This window comes from Vibrio sp. zbq_1 (assembly GCF_043102935.1).
GTDB classification, from domain to species: Bacteria; Pseudomonadota; Gammaproteobacteria; order Enterobacterales; family Vibrionaceae; genus Vibrio; species Vibrio parahaemolyticus.
Window position 1 is genome coordinate 457848 of sequence record NZ_JBICJH010000004.1, and the last position, 19597, is coordinate 477444.

General features: G+C 46.4%; 16 protein-coding genes. 12 read left to right on the top strand and 4 right to left on the bottom strand.

Features of this window, described 5'->3' with window-relative positions; all coding sequences use genetic code 11:
- Positions 1-17: 17 nt before the first annotated feature.
- The 5 genes from betB to choV are packed head-to-tail and all read left to right on the top strand — an operon-like array spanning position 18 to position 6301.
- Positions 18-1478 carry a betaine-aldehyde dehydrogenase gene (betB, locus tag ACF8CV_RS02495; RefSeq protein ID WP_138937112.1) on the top strand — a complete coding sequence of 487 codons (1461 nt, stop codon included), beginning with the start codon at positions 18-20 and terminating at the stop codon, positions 1476-1478.
- A gap of 21 nt (positions 1479-1499) precedes the next feature.
- Positions 1500-3230, top strand: a complete 1731-nt coding sequence (gene betA / locus ACF8CV_RS02500) for a choline dehydrogenase (protein WP_138937111.1) — start codon at positions 1500-1502, stop codon at positions 3228-3230.
- Positions 3231-3278: 48 nt separating this feature from the next.
- A complete protein-coding gene (locus ACF8CV_RS02505; RefSeq protein WP_025503669.1) occupies positions 3279-4217 on the top strand; it encodes a choline ABC transporter substrate-binding protein in 939 nt (312 codons plus the stop codon).
- A gap of 54 nt (positions 4218-4271) precedes the next feature.
- Entirely contained in the window at positions 4272-5114 is an 843-nt protein-coding gene (choW, locus tag ACF8CV_RS02510) for a choline ABC transporter permease subunit (protein ID WP_138937110.1), read from the top strand.
- 2 nt (positions 5115-5116) lie between these two features.
- Positions 5117-6301, top strand: a complete 1185-nt coding sequence (gene choV, locus ACF8CV_RS02515) for a choline ABC transporter ATP-binding protein (protein WP_138937109.1) — start codon at positions 5117-5119, stop codon at positions 6299-6301.
- Between the two features lie 114 nt (positions 6302-6415).
- Here choV and ACF8CV_RS02520 read toward each other — a convergent pair whose 3' ends face one another.
- A complete protein-coding gene (locus ACF8CV_RS02520; protein WP_005499154.1) occupies positions 6416-7072 on the bottom strand; it encodes an NAD(P)H-dependent oxidoreductase in 657 nt (218 codons plus the stop codon).
- A 314-nt stretch (positions 7073-7386) separates the two neighbouring features.
- Between ACF8CV_RS02520 and ACF8CV_RS02525 the strand changes: the two genes are divergently transcribed.
- A complete protein-coding gene (locus ACF8CV_RS02525) occupies positions 7387-7815 on the top strand; it encodes a globin (RefSeq protein ID WP_138937108.1) in 429 nt (142 codons plus the stop codon).
- Between the two features lie 127 nt (positions 7816-7942).
- Here ACF8CV_RS02525 and ACF8CV_RS02530 read toward each other — a convergent pair whose 3' ends face one another.
- The 3 genes from ACF8CV_RS02530 to ACF8CV_RS02540 form a co-directional block, all read right to left on the bottom strand.
- Complete coding sequence (locus ACF8CV_RS02530; protein ID WP_042765493.1) at positions 7943-8728, bottom strand: slipin family protein; 786 nt, start codon at positions 8726-8728, stop codon at positions 7943-7945.
- A gap of 9 nt (positions 8729-8737) precedes the next feature.
- Positions 8738-10117 (bottom strand): nodulation protein NfeD, encoded by a 1380-nt coding sequence (locus ACF8CV_RS02535; RefSeq protein ID WP_138937107.1) that lies wholly within the window; start codon positions 10115-10117, stop codon positions 8738-8740.
- 199 nt (positions 10118-10316) lie between these two features.
- On the bottom strand, positions 10317-13040 hold the full coding sequence (locus tag ACF8CV_RS02540) for an EAL domain-containing protein (RefSeq protein WP_392415971.1): 2724 nt from the start codon (positions 13038-13040) through the stop codon (positions 10317-10319).
- Positions 13041-13359: 319 nt separating this feature from the next.
- On the opposite strand from ACF8CV_RS02540, the gene ACF8CV_RS02545 reads away from it, so the two are divergent.
- From ACF8CV_RS02545 to ACF8CV_RS02570, 6 genes are all read left to right on the top strand, one after another.
- Entirely contained in the window at positions 13360-13482 is a 123-nt protein-coding gene (locus ACF8CV_RS02545) for a hypothetical protein (protein ID WP_017447435.1), read from the top strand.
- Positions 13483-13665: 183 nt separating this feature from the next.
- Entirely contained in the window at positions 13666-14628 is a 963-nt protein-coding gene (locus ACF8CV_RS02550) for a cytochrome-c peroxidase (protein ID WP_138937105.1), read from the top strand.
- Entirely contained in the window at positions 14621-16978 is a 2358-nt protein-coding gene (locus ACF8CV_RS02555) for an ATP-binding protein (RefSeq protein WP_138937104.1), read from the top strand. The genes ACF8CV_RS02550 and ACF8CV_RS02555 overlap by 8 nt, the downstream gene beginning before the upstream one ends.
- 89 nt (positions 16979-17067) lie before the next feature.
- The gene (locus ACF8CV_RS02560) at positions 17068-17541 is read left to right on the top strand and encodes an OsmC family protein (protein WP_138937103.1); all 474 of its coding nucleotides are present in this window, start codon (positions 17068-17070) and stop codon (positions 17539-17541) included.
- Between the two features lie 179 nt (positions 17542-17720).
- On the top strand, positions 17721-18731 hold the full coding sequence (locus ACF8CV_RS02565; protein WP_171055838.1) for a DUF2804 domain-containing protein: 1011 nt from the start codon (positions 17721-17723) through the stop codon (positions 18729-18731).
- 8 nt (positions 18732-18739) lie between these two features.
- Positions 18740-19597, top strand: a complete 858-nt coding sequence (locus ACF8CV_RS02570) for a sterol desaturase family protein (RefSeq protein ID WP_025517096.1) — start codon at positions 18740-18742, stop codon at positions 19595-19597.

Genomic DNA, 19597 nt, shown 5'->3' on the forward strand with positions numbered 1-19597 from the left:
AGTCACAGGTCTTCACTATGGAAATGAAAACACATTACATCGATGGTGCAATGTATATCGGATGTTCTGACGAGCATTTCACCACTTACAATCCGGCAAATGGCGAGCCATTGGCCAATGTTAAACAAGCAAACCAGAGCGATATGGAAGCCGCTATTGAATCTGCAAAGCGCGGCTTTGAGGTTTGGTCTGCAATGACGGCCATAGAACGTAGCCGAATTCTCAACAAAGCGGTAGCGATTCTGCGTGAACGCAATGACGAGTTAGCCGCTTTAGAAGTGGCGGACACGGGTAAGCCAATTCAAGAAGCGATCGCTGTTGATATTACGACAGGCGCAGATGTTATCGAATATTACGCTGGCCTTGCACCAAGTTTGCAGGGTGAGCAACAACCTCTCAATGAAAGCCAGTTTTTCTATACGCGCCGTGAACCTCTGGGAATTTGCGCAGGTATTGGCGCCTGGAACTATCCTATTCAAATCGCAATGTGGAAATCAGCACCAGCACTGGCTGCGGGTAATGCAATGATCTTTAAGCCGTCGGAAGAAACACCGCTTACAGCGCTTAAACTTGCAGAAATTTATTCTGAAGCGGGTCTTCCTGATGGTGTGTTTAACGTCGTGCAGGGTGACTATCGCGTAGGGCAGATGCTAACGGCGCATCCAGATATTGCTAAAGTATCGTTCACTGGCGAATCAGGCACTGGCAAAGTTGTTATGGGTGACAGTGCAAAAACGCTTAAGCAAGTCACAATGGAATTAGGTGGCAAGTCACCACTGATCGTATTCGACGATGCAAAGCTGGACGATGCGGTATCGGCCGCTATGGTTGCTAACTTCTACACTCAGGGTGAGGTATGTACCAACGGTACCCGTGTATTTGTCCATGAATCTATCTACGACGACTTTGTTGCACAGCTTAAAACTCGTACTGAGAAACTGGTTGTCGGAGACCCTCTTGATGAAAATACACAAATCGGTGCCCTAATTTCAAAAGAACATGAAAGCAAAGTGCTGTCAGCGATTGAGAGCGCAAAAGCGAGCGGTGCCACTCTGCTGACCGGCGGTTACAAAGTAACAGATAATGGTCTGCAAAATGGTAACTTCGTTGCTCCAACCGTATTTATCGACTGTGACGATAGCATGAGCCACGTACAGCAAGAGATCTTTGGTCCTGTAATGTCCGTGCTTAAATTCAGCGACGAAGCTGAAGTTATCGAACGCGCTAATGATACGGATTATGGGCTGGCTGCTGGTGTCTTCACTCAGAATCTCTCTCGCGCTCATCGCGTTATTCACAAAATTCAGGCAGGTATCTGCTGGGTTAATGCTTGGGGTGACTCTCCGGCAGAAATGCCAGTTGGTGGCTACAAGCAATCCGGCATTGGCCGCGAGAACGGCGTCGAAACACTGAAGCATTACACGCAAACTAAGAGCGTACTGGTTCAACTTAGCGATTTCGAAAGCCCTTATCTCTAAACACTCCTAGGAGACCACAAAATGAAACAACACTACGATTATATTATCGTCGGTGCGGGTTCGGCCGGCTGTGTGTTAGCGGATCGTTTGAGTGAGAGCGGTCAGCACTCAGTATTATTACTGGAAGCGGGTGGTACGGATAAGAGCATTTTTATCCAAATGCCAACAGCACTTTCGTACCCGATGAATACTGAAAAATACGCTTGGCAGTTCGAGACCGTACAAGAAGATGGTCTTGACGGACGCCAGTTGCACTGTCCTCGCGGTAAAGTTCTTGGTGGTAGCTCTTCTATCAACGGTATGGTTTACGTACGTGGCCATGCTTGCGACTTCGACCAGTGGGAAGAAGAGGGAGCCAAAGGCTGGAATTACCAAGCATGCTTACCGTACTTTCGCAAAGCTGAATCTTGGGTCGGTGGAGCTGATGAGTACCGCGGTGACAGTGGCCCTCTAGGTACATGTAGCGGCAATGACATGAAGCTGAACCCGTTGTATGAAGCCTTTATTGAGGCTGGTAAAGAGGCGGGCTATCCCGAAACTGACGATTACAACGGTTTCCAGCAGGAAGGCTTCGGTCCGATGCACATGACCGTTGATAAAGGCGTACGAGCTTCAACCTCTAATGCATACTTAAGCCGTGCCAAAAAGCGCAAGAACTTCACGCTCATGAAGCGAGTGACTGTGCGTCGTGTATTACTTGAAGAAACAAGGCTTGGAGATAAAGGGCCGGAAGGGAAAAAAGCGGTCGGCGTTGAATTTGAGAAAGCGGGTTCAATTCAGCAGTGTTTTGCGAAAAATGAAGTCATTTCTAGTGCAGGCTCAATCGGTTCGGTACAGCTACTTCAACTTTCCGGTATTGGCCCTAAAGATGTACTGGAAAAAGCGGGCATCGAGTTGAAACACCAGTTGGAAGGGGTAGGCAAAAACCTGCAAGACCATCTGGAAGTGTACTTCCAATACCACTGTAAGCAGCCAATCACACTGAACAGTAAACTAGGCTTGGTGAGCAAAGGGCTAATCGGTACCGAGTGGATTCTGACTCGAAAAGGTCTTGGCGCAACCAACCATTTTGAATCGTGTGCGTTTATTCGCTCGCGTGAAGGGCTGAAGTGGCCAAATATTCAATATCACTTCCTACCTGCAGCTATGCGTTATGACGGGCAAGCAGCATTCGATGGCCATGGTTTCCAGGTTCACGTCGGCCCTAACAAACCAGAGAGCCGAGGCACTGTAGAGGTGGTTTCTTCTAACCCGACTGATAAGCCAAAGATTGAGTTTAACTACATCTCGACCGAGCAAGATAAACAGGACTGGCGTGACTGTATTCGTCTGACGCGCGAAATTCTCAATCAACCTGCGATGGATGAGTTCCGTGGCGATGAAATCCAGCCAGGTCTCAATATCACTACCGACGAGCAAATTGATGAGTGGGTTAAGCAAAATGTTGAGAGTGCTTATCATCCTTCATGTAGCTGCAAAATGGGTGCAGACGATGATCCGCTAGCTGTACTGGATGAGCAGTGTCAGGTACGCGGCATCCAGGGTTTGCGTGTTGTGGACTCGTCGATTTTCCCAACCATTCCAAATGGTAACTTGAACGCGCCAACCATCATGGTTGCAGAACGGGCTGCGGACATGATCTTGGGTAACGCACTAGAAAAAGCAAATAACACTCCGGTTTGGATTGCACCGAACTGGCAAGAGATGCAGCGAATGCATCCACCGAAAAGAGACTTGGAATCGATCTCTTAATCTTTAAAAACTGAGAATAAAGTCAGAAATTATTAAAAGGAATTCAACATGTCTAAGATGACGAAAATACTATCGACTATCGCGTTAAGTTCTTTAGCTACCGGCGCTTACGCAAATCAATGTAAAACCGTGCGATTTGCCGATGTCGGCTGGACAGACATTACCGCAACCACTGCTGTGACCACAGAAATCCTGAAAGGCTTAGGTTACAAAACCAAGACGGATCTGCTGTCTGTACCGGTAACTTATTCTTCTATGGCGAATGGCGACATTGATATCTTCCTTGGTAACTGGATGCCAACGATGGAAGGTGACATTGCTAAGTACCGAGATGCTGGCACTGTCGAAACAGTAAAAGCGAATCTTGTCGGCGCGAAATACACTCTGGCAGTACCAAAATACGTTTATGACGCAGGTGTGAAGAGCTTTGCTGACCTGGAAAAACATGCCGACAAATTTAAAGACCGCATTTACGGCATCGAACCAGGTAACGATGGTAACCGCCTGATTCAATCCATGATCGACAGCAATGCGTTTGGTTTAAAAGACTTCAGCCTGGTTGAATCAAGCGAAGCGGGCATGGTGTCACAAGTATCACGTGCGGTACGTCGCAATCAGTGGATCGTTTACCTGGGTTGGGCGCCGCACCCAATGAACAGTAATGTTGAAATGGAATACCTATCGGGTGGCGATGATTTCTTCGGCCCAAATTACGGCGGTGCGAACGTTTATACAAACGTACGTCAAAACTACCTTGCTGAGTGTCCGAATGTGGGTCAACTAGTGAAAAACCTAGAGTTCAGCCTAGAAATGGAAAACGAGCTGATGGAAGCGATTCTCAACCAGAAGCAAAAACCATCTAAAGCCGCACAAGCTTGGTTAAACGCGAACGCAGACAAAATCGAAGCGTGGCTGAAGGATGTGAAAACTGTCGATGGCCAAGACGCACAGTCGGCAATTGCTCGTTACCTTAAAGACAACGCTTAATTGATTTTTCTTAGTGGGCAGCAATGCCCACATCATCAACACAAAGGTTTTATTGTGAATTTTATTACGGACAACAAACTACCGTTGGGCCAATGGATGGAAACTGGCGTCGATTGGTTAACCATCAATGCATCAGGTTTTTTTGATGCAATCTCTATTACTCTTGAAACCATTATTATGTTTGTGGTGGACATCTTTAAATGGATGCCGCCTGCAGCGCCGATTATTATCACAGCGGCACTGGCTTGGTTCTTACACCGTAGTATCCCTTTAGTCATATTTATCGTATTGGCACTGCTGGCGATACTTAACCTTGGCTACTGGCAAGAAATGCTGGAAACCTTTGTTCTCGTGTTTGCAGCGACAACGATTTCCGTATTAATTGGCGTGCCACTGGGGATCATGGCGGCGCATCGTCCTTGGTTATACACCTTGCTCAGACCTATTCTGGACTTGATGCAAACCGTACCGACATTTGTGTACTTGATCCCGACATTAGTTCTGTTTGGTTTAGGCATTGTACCGGGACTGATTTCAACCATCATTTTTGCCATTGCAGCACCAATTCGATTGACTTATTTGGGCATCATTAAAGTGCCAGAAGAACTTCTGGAAGCGGGTAAAGCATTTGGTGCAAGCCGTATGAAGTTGCTGTTTAAGGTGGAGTTACCTGCGGCACTACCAAGTATCATGGCGGGGGTTACCCAATGTATTATGCTATCTCTTTCGATGGTGGTTATTGCCGCACTGGTTGGTGCAGATGGTTTAGGTAAGCCGGTTGTACGTGCACTGAATACTGTAAATATCTCGCAAGGTTTTGAAGCTGGTTTAGCGATTGTTCTTGTTGCAATCATCCTTGATCGCTTGTGTAAAGCACCAAACCAGAAGGAGGTTTAATCATGGACGCAATTACTATTGAAAATCTTGATGTAGTGTTTGGTCAGCAGCAATCACAAGCTTTGACTTTGCTGGACCAGGGTAAGTCTCGCCAGGAGATCATCGACGAAACCGGTCAAGTAGTTGGTGTTGATAATGTATCTCTGACGGTCAAGCGTGGAGAAATCTGTGTATTGATGGGTTTGTCTGGTTCTGGCAAATCCAGCTTGCTTCGTACAGTAAACGGACTCAATGATATTTCTCGTGGCTCTCTGAAAATCCAAGACGGCGATGATATGGTAGAGCTCGCTAACTGTGATGAGCAGACGCTTCGTCATTTACGTACACATCGAGTGTCGATGGTGTTCCAGAAGTTTGCTCTGATGCCTTGGCTAACAGTACTAGATAACGTTGCCTTTGGCCTGGAAATGCAAGGTATAGGTAAAGCAGAACGACGTGCAAAAGCACGTGAACAGTTAGAAATGGTTGGCTTGTCAGAATGGGAGAGTAAGTTCCCGCATGAGCTTTCTGGTGGTATGCAGCAGCGAGTTGGTTTGGCGCGCGCATTTGCGATGGACACAGATATTCTTCTCATGGATGAACCGTTTTCAGCACTTGACCCACTGATCCGAGCGCAGCTGCAAGACGAACTGATTCTGCTGCAAGAAAAGCTGAACAAAACGATTTTGTTCGTGAGTCATGATTTAGATGAAGCGCTTAAAATTGGTAACAATATTGCCATTATGGAGTCGGGTAAACTGATTCAGCATGGTAAGCCAGAGCAGATCATTCTCGCACCAGAAACCGATTATGTGGCGGACTTCGTTGCCCACACGAATCCTCTGAATGTGCTTAAAGGACGTTCTCTAATGAAGTCGAGTGATGCTCTGGTACGTGAAGAAGAGCGTGTGCTTATTTGTCCTGATAAAGAAATTTGGGTGACGCAAGAGTCGAAAGGCCTGAGTTTGTCGGACTCTGAACAGTCGCTGATTCAGTGGGTGAGCGAATCATCGAACCTCGATGATGTCGAATCCAACTCTCTGGTTCAGGTTAGCCCGAACATCAGTATGCGCGAAGCGATAGAGCTTAAGCAGCGCAGTAGCCAGCCTCTGTTGCTGGTAGAAGATGACAAGTTGGTTGGTGTCCTGAGTGATCACGAGTTGTATGACGCGCTGCTTGGTAATTTTAAATCCGAGCAAGTGGCTTAGTTGAGATAAACGTCTGAACTGAGAGCGATACTCAACTCAAATTACACTCAAAACAAACAAGCCGCATATCAATGTGCGGCTTGCTCATTCAACAATGATGATTTCAATCAGCTTTTATAGCGTGGTGATAACATCATCCAATGCCATACGCGCTTTAGGTAGACCGTGATTGTAGTCTTCACCATCTTTGTGGTAACCAATCGCCAGCGCAACTTCACAAACGTGGCCTTCTAACTCGTCTTTAAATTCTTCGCCAATCAGCTCAGGATCAACGCCTTCCATTGGAGTGGAGTCAATACCAAGGCGCGCTAATGTGTGCAGTAGGTTACCCAGTGCGATGTAAACTTGCGCCTTAGTCCAATGACCGTTGAAGCCATTTTCATCGGTGTTCGCTTCGGCAAATGCGTATGCGCCCATAAAGGTGTTGTACATATCTGCTGGTAGGTGACCTGAAGTGACTTCGGCATCCACGCGTTTTGCAAACTTCTCTTTTGTGAACTTAGGATCGTAAGCAAGAAGGATCGTGTGCGACGCCGTGGTTGCGTGGGGTTGGTTAAATTGGTGTTTGTTCGCGAACGTGCTGTGGAAGCGTTGTTTCGCTTCATCACTTTCAATCACGATGAATTTCCATGGTTGCGAGTTGATTGACGATGCAGACAGACGAATGGCTTCTTTGATGATGGCCATATCTTCTTGAGAAATGCGTTTTTCTGCGTCGTATTTTTTCGCTGTGTAGCGGCTGTTTAGATCTTTAATGATTTGATGAGACACGTTTTTATCCTCGTTATTCAGTTTTATATCGGCCGCTTTTAGCTTCGACAACCACGCGTACCTCGAAAGTGAGTTCATAGTACCGAATAACCAGCAATTGATAAGATGGCTTTTATTTAAATCACTTTTAACTTTTTGTTGAAAATCGAACAGAGAACTTGGGAGTGATGTTTCAAACTCTGCGTAGAGAACGTGGTCTTTGCTGTTTCTTGGCCAAAATTACAAGCTTTGAGATATTCGCTTGCCCCTTGTTTGAGATATTAAATTACACTCATAAAATATGAGTTGTACTCTGGTTTTCGTTTGGAGTGGTCATGAATGTGATTGAGGTTTTGAACGACAGTTACGAGCGTTGTGTTCTCAGTGAGTACTTTTTCGAGCGGTTTTATGCCAAGTTTTGGTCGAAAGGAGAGAGCTTTCGGCAGAAATTTGAAGGCGTAGATATGCAAAAGCAAGTTCGTATGCTCAAAGGTTCGATCGTCTTTTTTATGATGACAGACACGTCTTCTGATGCGCGAAAAATGATGGAAAAGTATGGCAAAAAGCATGGTATCGGAAACATTGGTATCAAACCCGAAGACATTGATATTTGGTTTGAAAGCTTATTGGAAACAGTACGAGAGTGTGATTATGAGTACAACTCAGACGTTGAAAATGCATGGCGCGCTTGTTTTAAATCGGGTCTGGAAATCATGAAACGCGAATGTGGTACGCCGCCAAGTAAATCCGACACGGGTCAGTGATCGAAAGGTTTGTGATATCTAATATGAAGAAGCGGCCTTACTGTTTACACCAAACTCAATCAGACCAAACTAAGCTCGCTAAAGTTAAACCAAAGCCGCTTCCGCCCTTACTTGAAAATTAATGTGGCTATTCTTCTTTATCCTGCCCCTGATTCTTTTTAACGGCATCGGCAATGTCCGACACCGCTTCGACCAAATTAATTGGCATTGGGAAGATGATGGTTGAGGTTTTGTCCGTCGTAATTTCGGTTAAGGTTTGCATATAGCGTAATTGCAGCGCGTTTGGCGCTTCGTTTAGCATTTCTGCGGCTTCTTTCAGCTTGTTCGACGCTTCCAATTCACCCGTTGCGTGAATCACTTTCGCTCGGCGGTTACGTTCCGCCTCGGCTTGTCGAGCCAGCGCGCGAACCATGCTGTCGTTCAAATCGACGTGTTTGACTTCGACGGTGGAGATTTTAATGCCCCAATCGTCGGTTTGTTGATCGAGAATGGACTGTAAATCCTTGTTGAGTCGTTCTCGTTCGGATAGCAGTTCATCCAACTCGTGTTGGCCCAGCACCGAGCGTAGCGTCGTTTGTGCTAACTGGCTGGTGGCATCGCTGTAACTTTCAATATTGTTGATTGCCATTTGTGGGTCAACCACGCGAAAATACACCACCGCGTTAACGCGCACAGAGACGTTATCTTTGGTGATCAAATCTTGTGTTGGTACATCCAGCACAATGGTTCGTAAATCAACACGCACCATTTGTTGGATGAAAGGAATCAAAATGATCAAGCCTGGGCCTTTTACTTCTTGAAATCGCCCCAGAAAGAACACCACGCCTCGTTCGTACTCGCGCAGAACCTTAAACATTTGTGTCGCTAATGCGAACAGCAGCACCACGATCACTGCAACAGTGTAGAGCATCATAAACGCCTCCTATTCTTTAGGGCGGTCATTGGGCTTCACCGTTAAGGTTAGCCCTTTAACATGAACAATGGTGACCGATTCACCTTGTTTGAGTTCTTGATCTTGTTCGGTCTTCGCTTGCCAAAATGCACCTTCAAACTGCACGCGGCCTTGTCCGTCGATGAAGTCGTCACTCACAATGGCATGTTTACCGGGGTAGGTCTCTAAACCTGTGGTGACGCCTTTTCCTCGAATCCTGAGTAAGAAACCAATAGTGAGAAGAATCAACGCGATAGAGAAAATGGCGATACCGAAAATCAACGGTAGGGCAATTTGGAAGCCCGGGAGCTCGCTGTCCATCAGGAATATTGAACCAAGCACAAATGCTACTACGCCGCCCAAGCCTAAAATGCCAAAGCTCGGGCTAAAGGCTTCGGCAATCATGAGCGCGATACCGAGCAGCAGCAGCCCCAAACCTGCGTAGTTGACGGGCATCATTTGCAGTGCGTACATCGCAAGCAGTAAGCAGATGCCGCCAAGCACACCGGGTAAACCCACTCCGGGGTTATAAAACTCGAGTAATAGGCCGTAAATGCCGATGAGCATTAGAATGTAGGCGACATTAGGATTGGTGATCACCGCAAGCATTTCTGCGCGCCAGTCCGGTGTTCTTTCAACCCAAATGGGATTGTCGAGTGACAATGTCACGGGGAGGTTGTTCACCTTGACGGATTTACCGTTTATTGCGGTGACCAGCTCTTCTGGCGAGTTGGCGATGACATCAATGACATTGAGTTCTAAGGCTTCTTCCGCGTCTAAACTGGCGGCTTCACTGACGGCTTTTTCTGCCCATTGTGCATTGCGGTCATGTAATTTTGCGAGCCCTTTAATGTAGGCTTTTGCGTCATTGATGACCTTTTTCTCCATGGCGGTTTTAGCCGGAACTTGAGCGTCGCTCTTCTCTGCATTGGGTTTGCTTTCATCCGAGGCTTCTTTGTCTTTGCCGTCATCAGAAGAGGGCGCTTGTGGTGCACCACCTATGGCGACAGGGGTTGCTGCGCCTAGGTTGGTCGCTTCTGCCATCGCCGCAACGTGGCTGGCAAGCAGAATGTAAGTGCCCGCGCTCGCTGCTCTAGATCCTGAAGGCCCAACCCAAGTCGCAATCGGTGTGGTCGAGGTTGTGATGGCGTGAATAATGTCTCTCATCGCGCTATCTAGCCCGCCAGGGGTATCCATTTTGAGAATCACTAGGCTCACGCCGTTGATTTGAGCTTGTTCAATTTCCCTAGAGAGGTAGTCACTGTTGGCTGGGCCAATTGCCCCTTTTACGGGCACAATCCAAACCGTATTTGCCAGTGTTTGGCCAGCAAATAGAAGCAGCGGTAGTAGCCATATCCATGTCCGTTTCATGCAGTCCTCCTTGTCCGGTGACAGGGACTTATTGAAAACCTTGTTTAAAGTATATACGCAGACATTTATATCGGGTTGAAACCGTGTTCGATCATCAGTGCGATGCAATACTGAGTCTTACTTGGCAAGAAGCAGAGAGATTGGGGAGCAAAAAAGGCAAAGCGACAGAGGCCGCTTTGCCTTAGGAGAGGGAGCTAGATTAACAGTGGGGCAAGCCAGAAAACTGAGCGAATGCGTCTTCTCGAGTCATCGGTTTATAGAAGTAGAAACCTTGTAACTCATCTATATTCCACACTTTTAGTTTGCGGACTTGGCTGGCCGTCTCGACCCCTTCTGCGACGATGGTTAATCCTAACTCTTGCGACATATTGGCAATGTTTCGCACGAGCGTTTTGGCTCGGTCGTTGGTTTCAATTTCATCCACGTACGATTTGTCGAGTTTGACGATGTCTAGAGGGAAGTTGCACACGCTGCTGAATGATGCGTAGCCCGTACCAAAATCGTCCAACGCCAGTTGTACACCCAGTTGTTTGATTTCGTTGATGCAGTGGATGGATTCCGTTTCGCCGCCCATCAGCATACTTTCGGTGATTTCTAGCACCAAATGACCTGCAGAGATGTTGTGCTCTTCAATCATGGTTTGCAGGAATGAAATCAACCGTGAATGGTAGAAATGCTGCGCACTCAGGTTGACGTGCACCGTCAGTGGCGGCAAGCCTTGGCTGTGTCTCTTTGTGTTCAGTTTGCCGATAAAATCGCAAGACTGATTGAGGATGGATTCTCCAAGCTCTACAATCAGTTTCCCTTGCTCTGCAAGCGGAATAAAGATCAACGGCGAGATAATGCCGAGCGTTGGATGCGGCCATCGAGCCAATGCTTCAAAGCCAATGATTTCACCTGATTTCGCGTTCACGATTGGTTGAAAATAAGGAATGATGTTGTCTTGTCGAATCGCTACTTCTAAGTCGCGATGGATGATCATCGACGTTTCTGCCTGCTCAGATAATTCACCATCAGCGACCAACACTTCATGCATGTGACGCCCGCTCATTGACTGCGCTGAGTAACGAGCAACAAGCAGTAGGTGCTCAAGGGATTGGTGGGTGATTTTAGGGGCAACCATCACGGCTTTGCTGTCGAGCGACAACATAATCCCAGAGAGTTCGATTTTGTAAGAGAGCTGATTTAACAGTCGGTTTGCCGCTTCCAATGCGTCGCTGTGACCGCTTGCGTTGGGAAGAATGACGATGAACTCATGCTCACTAATCCGACCAATTTGGTGAGTGCCCAAATGGTCGCGCAACAAAGTCGAGATGTACTGGATCGCCTCATCAAAAATCAGGTGTCCGTACACTTCAGCGATTTGTTTGAGGCTCTTACTTGTGATGTAGATGAACGAGAAGTGATTCGGCTGGTGTTTCACCAACTCTTCAAGTGCGCCTAAGATCACTGGGCGATTACAAAAGCCGGACACAGGATCAAAATCGGTCAGTTTTTGAATCATCTCAGCTTGTTGTTTGTTTTCACTCAAATCTTGCAACAGCAGCATCAAGGCGGTGTGCCCGTTGTGCTGAATCAGTGTTGCTTCTATTAAACAATCGATGGTTTCGCCATGGCTGTCTAGCATCTGTGCTTCAAACTGATTGCGGCCATGTTGAAGCTCTCGATACATTGCATCAACACGACACTCATCAGTAGTTGTAGGGCAGAGCGTGTCTAATGGCTGCTCAAGAAGGTCGGACTTTTTATAACTCAGTAGTTCAAGCGCTCGATGGTTGGCGTCGACGATTTCACGTTCAATAACGATCAGCATGCCTAACGATGAGCTGTGGTAAAGTGCGCCGAATTTCTCCATGGAGTCTTTCAGCTGTAACTGAGTCATAGACGTGTTTTCAGAGAGCTTTTGCACAAGCTTTGTCGCGAGTTCTAACTCATCGAACTTTACGGACTGCAAACCTTCAAGCTGATATTGGGAGGCGATTTCGTTAATGCCTTCTGCAAAGTGGCTAAAGCGTGTTGCCACCTTTCTTTTGAAGATGAAAAACGTGCTGGTAGCAATGACTGACGCTACCACCCCAACCGTCGCAAAGAGGTAAATAAAGAGCGTATTACCTTTTGAATAGTGTTCACGTTTGGTTTGTGTTTTCAACCACGCAATCGGCTCACCCGCGAGATCGCTGATTGGGGTCCATTTGATGATGGACTCTGAGGTTTTATCGATGCTTTTAGTTTTGGCATGATCGACAGGATTAAACGACTTGGTCACGAGCGTATTGCTGGCAGACATCATCGCTTTAAAGTCGCCAGGGAAACGCTCAGACAGATTGCGTCCCCACAGCATCCAGCCGTTCGAAGGACGATCTCCTTCGCTGTTGCGAACTGGCGCTAAGCTCAACCCCCAAATGTTGTCATTGATCTTAAATATGCCCGCCAAACTTTCGCGGTGAACATCAAGCTTACTGTTCATCGCCAAAATATGCTGTTGGAGGAGTGGCACGGACACGACTTTATTGTTTAGAGAGGATGAAGACTCAGGTGTGTTTTCACGACTCAATGACACTAAGGACTGACCATCCAGTGTGATAAACGACATCAAATCGAGGTTCAGCGCATCAAGGGTTTCGACATATAAGTTGCGTTCGCTGTAACCTGCGATGTCACGGTGTGCGAAAAGGTCATAGGTCTCATCCCAGTAAGCCCAATCGTAGGAACTTCCTTCTTGCTGAGTCACCATCATGTCAATTACGGCTATAGCTTGCTGACTTGAGTGGTCAATTTCCATGTTTTCCAACTCATCTGAGCTGTACAGGAAAAAGTATCGGCTGATAAAAAGGAAACTAATTATCATCCCGAGCAGACCGAGCGAGAAATACAAGGCAGTCTTGTAGCGAAGATTTAAGTTAAACAAGCGAGGTGTTTGCATTAAAAAATAGTTATAAGTATTAGTTTTAAAAAAGTGTACGACATATCATATTTGAAATAGTTGATGCTCGTCCAACTTGTCGACATCCATTTTCGCTCGCTTATCTAGGTTATACAGTGAGTTAACCGATTGCTTTTTAAGCAAAACGTGCAGTGAATTAATAAAAAAGTAGATAGTACAATCGCTTAGAGAACTGCGCTTCTAGCACGTCATTTTTTGCAAAAAATTTTGTTGATTGTTTAACACGCCTTGATACAAGCATCCGTTTTTCATTCGCCTGTTGACGTAGTAAACTGCGAAAAAACAACAGGAAATTGTGATGTTTATAGTTCAACGCTTGGTCAAATTGGCCATCATCTGTGTCATCTTCTTCACCATCTTTGATTTGATTGCTTACGGTGAAGTCACTTGGTTTTATCGCCTGCTTGCCTTCATCAACTAGCCACGCTCTATTGCCTTCCTGACGCGAGTTCGAATTCTATCGGACTCGCTCTGTCTGTTTTAATCTCTCTCCCTCTTGAGCTTTATACGAAACAAAATCATACCTTTTACTCTCGCCTGAAAATGGCAAAAAATCGCATTTGCAACTAGGTTCATAATTAGGGCGTTCTAGGAAGTTCAAGTTATGAGGCTGAGTACAGCTATCAAATGGGGTGCCGCCGTGCTATTCGTTTGTACCGCATCATCCGTCAGTGTTGCAAAAGCAGAAGTCGAACTTGTTTTGCCTATCGAGGGCGATCCGGTCGTCGACGTTAAGTTAGCGCGGATTGGTTGGCATTTATTTAGAGATCCCAACTTGTCATCGAATGGTAAAGTCAGTTGTGAAAGTTGCCACAATCTACAAACGAATGGCGCGCAAAACACAGCCGTAGCAGCAGGTGTAAAAGGGGCAGGAACACGGAACGCGATCACGGTTTTTAATGCGTCACTGAATTACCGACTGTTATGGGACGGCTCGTCGAATACGTTAGTCTCTCAAATGGATGGCCCAATTCACGACCCGTTAGAAATGGATTCCAACTGGCCGAAGATTGAAAGCTACGTTCAAAACAACGAGCAGTATCAAGCGCTGTTTAAACGCGCTGGAAACCTGCCAATTTCTATCGACAACATCAAAGCGTCCATTGTTGAGTTTGTGAAAGGGCTTGAAACTCCAGGCGCGCCGTTTGATGCCTACTTATTGGGTTACACGCATGTTTTGAGTGAGAAAGCGAAACGCGGTTGGAAAACCTTCCAGAAAGCTGGGTGCGTACAATGTCATCAAGGGAAAAATGTTGGCGGCGCGATGATTCAACGCTTCGCTTACTTTGAGCATAAACCCGTGCAGAAAGACACTGGTCGCCATTTACTCACAACGGAAGGGGATGAGGGGTATTATTTCCGTGTTGCCAGTTTAAGAAACGTCGCATTAACGGGGCCGTATTTTCATAACGGGCAAGTGAACACCCTTGCGGAGGCGATTCAAATCATGGCGCAAACGCAGCTTGGTATTACGATGAGTGATAGCAACATCGAAGACATCGAAGCGTTCTTGACGTCACTCAGCGCCCCAAGGCCAGTAATATTAGAGGTGCTGGAAAATGAATAAGTTTAGGTTGGTCAATTCATGCTTATTTATTGCGATGCTGGTGGCGTGCACCTTTGCCTACATGGCTCACATTAATTCCAACAGTACGCAACAACTTCATAGCGCGCTTTCTGAGGTCGGCCATCAGCTGATTGAAGAACGCGATGTGATTGTGAATCAGTATGCCATCAAGGAGCGAAAGAACTTCGAGCTCACTAAATCGTTGGTTGATATTGAAGTGGAAGCGGAAAAATTGGCTGATACCTTCGATAACGCCGTTTGGTTTCCCATCTCACCCAACCGCCAGAAAATACAACAGACGTTAGCCAAGTTTGAGCAACGAGTTATTCAAACCACTTCGCAATTAGACATGTTGATTGGGGTACAAGTCGAAAATCAATACGCTTTGCTGATGCTGTTGGACATCTATGAAGAGGAGTTTTCGACGCACATTGGTGAAACGCAATTAGATAAACATTACGTCGAGTTTTTTAGCCGCGACTTAGTGAATCAAAGTGGGGAGCAAAGCGAAAGTGGCGCGAACTTTTTGGGGCGCTTACATGAAAGCGATAAAAAAATCGAGCTGTTGACCAATGAGCTACTGGATCACAATTACTTTGTGTTTGTGGAAGAGGCCGAGCACTCACTTCTTGATCTCGCCCAAAATGAGGCGCGCTTCACTTGGCTGTTTGTGTTTGTCGCAGTGATGTTGTTAGTCGGGTCGTTCTTGTATCAATTGCAATACCGAATGCACAACTTGAAGCAGCTTAACTCGGAGTTGGAAGCCGAGACGGACAAAGCAGAGCGAGCCGCGAAGGCTAAATCCAGCTTTCTTGCTGCAATGAGTCACGAATTAAGAACGCCAATGAATGGGGTGCTCGGGATTTCTCAGTTGATTGCAGAGGAAACCAAAGAGCCCGTCACCAAAGAGCACATTAAGGTGATTCTGGATTCAGGGCAGCATTTAATGACTATCCTCAACGACATCTTGGACTTTTCTAAAGTTGAGGAAAATAAGCTAGAACTGGAAGAGGCCCCGTTTCATCTTGAACAAGTCTTAACACCGGTTTGCAGCGCCATACAGCCGTTAATAGATGAAAAAAGCATTGAGCTGATTGTTGAGAACGACGTTCCGAACAACACCGAGTTCACAGGCGATTGTGCTCGACTTCGCCAAATTTTGTTTAATTTGGCGGGCAACGCCGTGAAGTTTACCAATGAAGGGCACGTACTGATTCGTACCGAGTTAAATGGTGAAGACAAACAGCTGTTGATCATCGTCAGTGATACGGGGATCGGTATCGCGCCCGATAAACAAGGGCGAGTATTTAACTCCTTCGAGCAAGCAGATTCTTCAACTACCAGAAGGTTTGGAGGAACGGGTTTAGGATTGGCCATCGTTAAAAAGCTCACTGAGCTTATGGGTGGTTCTATTACCTTAAAGAGCGTAGAAGGGGTTGGCACGCAGTTTATTGTCACTTTGCCGATACCATGGAATGAGAGCGAAAAACCGAGCCCGCAGCATACGCCAGTTCAAACCCGAAGCACTCAGAACTTGCGCATTTTGTTGGCAGAAGATAACCGCGTAAATGCTTTGGTGGCGAAAGGCTTTTGCGAAAAGTTAGGGCACGCAGTGGATGTCGCAGAAAACGGGCTGGTTGCTGTAGAAAAGGCACGCGACAACGACTATGACCTTATCTTGATGGATAATCACATGCCAGAGATGAATGGTGTCGAAGCGACTCGTTTTATTCGCGAACAGCTAGGGGTAAAGACGTTGCTGTTTGCCTATACTGCGGATGTCTTTCGTGAGGCCCATGACCACTTTATCGCGGCAGGTGCCGATCATGTCCTAACCAAGCCTCTACAGCGGGAAAGTTTTGCTGACGCTTTGAAGCAATTCAGTGCGAGGCTCAAAGTGAAACAAACCGAAGAGGTATCGCCAGCGAGCAATGTATTGCAACTGCAACGTAAGCCGATTGAAAACTTGAGGCTGACGGAAGAGGAATTGTCGAACTCCGAAATGTTGGCGTCCCTCAAAGAACATCCGAATGAGTTACTTGATCTGCTCAACAGCATCATCACCGATTTTGAACTGGCGGTTGATGACCTGATTGAAAACTTTATGCAGAGCGATTTCGACTCTCTCAAATTGACGATGCATACGACCAAGGGAATGGCGTTGAATTTAGGGCTGAAGATACTGGCTAGCCAAGCGCTGGAACTCGAAACACAGTTAAAAATGAACCAAGTGCCAGCGATTGAACAGCTACAGATGTTGATTAATCGCCTCCAAGTGAATATTCATCAAGGACACCGTTTGAGAGATGAGTTAGTAAAAGCGCAACAAAACTCAGAACAGGTGCTTTGAAGTGGCTGTTCGCTCATTTCACTCAGTGTCTGTTTTCTTTCCGTATTGAGCTGTGATTTACTACACCACTCAACAATCAGGGAATGAGTATGAGTAAGCACACGGCATTAATAGCGTGGCAACGCCAGGCCAATGAAATCTTTAGCGATAATCATTACAGTAGAGCGCACACTTGGCGCTTTGATGGCGGTTTGTTAGTTCCTGCTTCGCCATCTCCTTATGTTGTTCCGTTGCCGCTGTCGGTAGAAGAAAACGTCGATCCCGAAGAGGCGTTTGTTGCGGCACTTTCTAGTTGCCATATGCTGGTTTTCCTTTCGATTGCAGCAAAGCGTCGTTATGTGATCGACTCTTATGTTGATGCAGCTGAAGGGGAGTTGACCGTTGGTGAAAATGGGAAAGAGTGGGTTTCGAGAGTGGTGTTAAATCCGACAGTTGTATTTTCTGGTGATAAGCAGCCAAGCTATGAGCAATTGGAAAAAATGCATCACATGGCACATGAAAACTGTTTTATCGCGAATTCGGTGAAAACGGAGATCGTAACCAATATTCTTCATTCTGATTAATGCTCTACAGCCAAGCTAAAACTCTAAATCGCAGTGATAGTGATGAGATATGAGTGACCTGTTTCACACTATTGCTTCGTTGCCTGCCTTAAATACGTGATTGTTGTGCAGTCGCGCAACTCGTTTGTTGTTAAATTTATGTTAATCTTGTGCCGTGTGTGATTAGTAAAGTCAGAATCATGGACGTAATTAAGCCTTTGGACTCATTTATTCAGCAAGATGGTATGCCGGTTTTTGGGCACTTGTCGGCGATTCCAAGATCATTCGATTTAGAGTCATTTCAATATCTCAATGAGATGGACAATCCTGTATCGAAGTGGCGAAAACATTTCGATTACAAGCAGTTCCAGTTCGTGTCTCTCGTGACGCCTGACTATGTCGTCGGGATTGCGATTGCCGATATTCGCTATTTGGCCTCCGGATTTTGTTATTTGTTCGATATTAAGCGCAATGCACTCACCGAGCAGCAATGGCTTAAACCTTGTCAGCTTGGTTATCAGACTCAACCATCGAGTTGGTTGAGCAAAGCGCATCTCGCGAACAATACAATTCAGTTCTCCATTGAGGAGGGGCAGTGGCATGTTCAGTTTGTGACGCCTTCCGTGAACGCCAACATTACACTGCATCCACAGCCACAAAGTTTGCCTCTTATGCTCTCTACGCCAACGGGTTACTCCGGATGGACGTATACGCAAAAACACAACGCGCTGACGGTAACAGGGAATCTATTTATTCTGGGTGAAGAGCAAGATCTGTCACAGGTTGCTGCGGGTTATGATTTCTCGGCGGGTTACATGCGAAGGGAAACGAGCTGGCGCTGGGCGAGTGTCAACCATAAAGACGGCGACAAAAGCTTGGGTCTCAACCTCGCCGCTGGCGTAAACGAAACCGGGTTTTGTGAAAATGTACTGTGGGTGGATGGTGAAAGGCATTTGCTTAATCCGGTGCAGTTTCAATTTTCACGTCAGAATCCACGTACTGATTGGCGCATCACCTCCCAAGATGGTTGCGTAGACTTAGTGTTTGAGCCTATCAATCAACGTTCTGAGAAAAAGAACTTCTGGTTTTTGAAAAGTAACTTTCGTCAATATATCGGCCACTTTTCAGGGTTTGTTGTGGATGGCAATGGCAGTAAGCACGAACTAGACGGTGTTGTGGGTTTAACGGAAGATCACTACGCAAAATGGTAGATAAGACAATGGATTGGTCACAAATCATGGAACGACCGGAGCTCTTGCTTATGGCTTTGGCTCCTATCTTTTTTCTCTGCATCGCCGCGGAATACGGTTTGGGACAGCGTCGAGGTAAACTGCCTGACAGCGCACAATATTATTTGCCGGAAGTGGCGTGTAACTTTGTGTTGGCAGGATTACATCAAGCTGCTGATATTTTAACGGGGTTGCTGATTGCGCATTTCTACTTGTGGATATTTGATTGGCGATTATTTGATATCGAAATGAGTGTATCGGCCTTCTTGCTTCTTATGTTGCTGCAAGACTTTTTCTATTACTGGTTCCACCGTGCTAGCCATCGTATTCGTTGGATGTGGGCGGCACATGTGGTGCATCACAGTTCAGAAAGAATGAATTTTAGTACGGCGTTTCGCCAAAGCTTGATGTACCCATTGGCGGGGATGTGGCTGTTCTGGCTACCTTTGGTCATTATTGGCTTTGACCCTAAATGGGTTGTATTCGTGGTGTTGTTGAATCTAGGTTTGCAGTTCTTTGTGCACACGCAGTCGATTCGGTCACTTGGTCCACTGGAGTGGGTATTCAACACGCCGTCTCACCACAGAGTGCATCACGGGATCAATCGTCAATATATTGATAAAAATTACGCAGGTGTTTTGATTCTCTGGGATCGAATGTTTGGCACTTTTGAACCAGAAATAGAAACGGTTCGTTATGGCATTTCTAAACCGGTAAACAGCTTCAACCCAATTAAGGTGACGTTTGCAGAATGGAAAGATATGTTCAACGAGGTACGTCGACCAAATTTAACGTGGCAACAACGTTGGCGCTGTTTGTTTGCTCCGCCTTCGGATTCAACTGAGTAA

Excerpts from the sequence above, each read along its gene's own strand:
- betB (WP_138937112.1), top strand. The coding sequence starts at position 18 with ATGGAAATGAAAACACATTACATCGATGGTGCAATGTATATCGGATGT.
- betA (WP_138937111.1), top strand. The coding sequence starts at position 1,500 with ATGAAACAACACTACGATTATATTATCGTCGGTGCGGGTTCGGCCGGC.
- ACF8CV_RS02505 (WP_025503669.1), top strand. The coding sequence starts at position 3,279 with ATGTCTAAGATGACGAAAATACTATCGACTATCGCGTTAAGTTCTTTA.
- choV (WP_138937109.1), top strand. The coding sequence starts at position 5,117 with ATGGACGCAATTACTATTGAAAATCTTGATGTAGTGTTTGGTCAGCAG.
- ACF8CV_RS02525 (WP_138937108.1), top strand. The coding sequence starts at position 7,387 with ATGAATGTGATTGAGGTTTTGAACGACAGTTACGAGCGTTGTGTTCTC.
- ACF8CV_RS02530 (WP_042765493.1), bottom strand. The coding sequence starts at position 8,728 with ATGATGCTCTACACTGTTGCAGTGATCGTGGTGCTGCTGTTCGCATTA.
- ACF8CV_RS02535 (WP_138937107.1), bottom strand. The coding sequence starts at position 10,117 with ATGAAACGGACATGGATATGGCTACTACCGCTGCTTCTATTTGCTGGC.
- ACF8CV_RS02540 (WP_392415971.1), bottom strand. The coding sequence starts at position 13,040 with ATGCAAACACCTCGCTTGTTTAACTTAAATCTTCGCTACAAGACTGCC.
- ACF8CV_RS02545 (WP_017447435.1), top strand. The coding sequence starts at position 13,360 with ATGTTTATAGTTCAACGCTTGGTCAAATTGGCCATCATCTGTGTCATC.
- ACF8CV_RS02550 (WP_138937105.1), top strand. The coding sequence starts at position 13,666 with ATGAGGCTGAGTACAGCTATCAAATGGGGTGCCGCCGTGCTATTCGTT.
- ACF8CV_RS02555 (WP_138937104.1), top strand. The coding sequence starts at position 14,621 with ATGAATAAGTTTAGGTTGGTCAATTCATGCTTATTTATTGCGATGCTG.
- ACF8CV_RS02560 (WP_138937103.1), top strand. The coding sequence starts at position 17,068 with ATGAGTAAGCACACGGCATTAATAGCGTGGCAACGCCAGGCCAATGAA.
- ACF8CV_RS02565 (WP_171055838.1), top strand. The coding sequence starts at position 17,721 with ATGGACGTAATTAAGCCTTTGGACTCATTTATTCAGCAAGATGGTATG.
- ACF8CV_RS02570 (WP_025517096.1), top strand. The coding sequence starts at position 18,740 with ATGGATTGGTCACAAATCATGGAACGACCGGAGCTCTTGCTTATGGCT.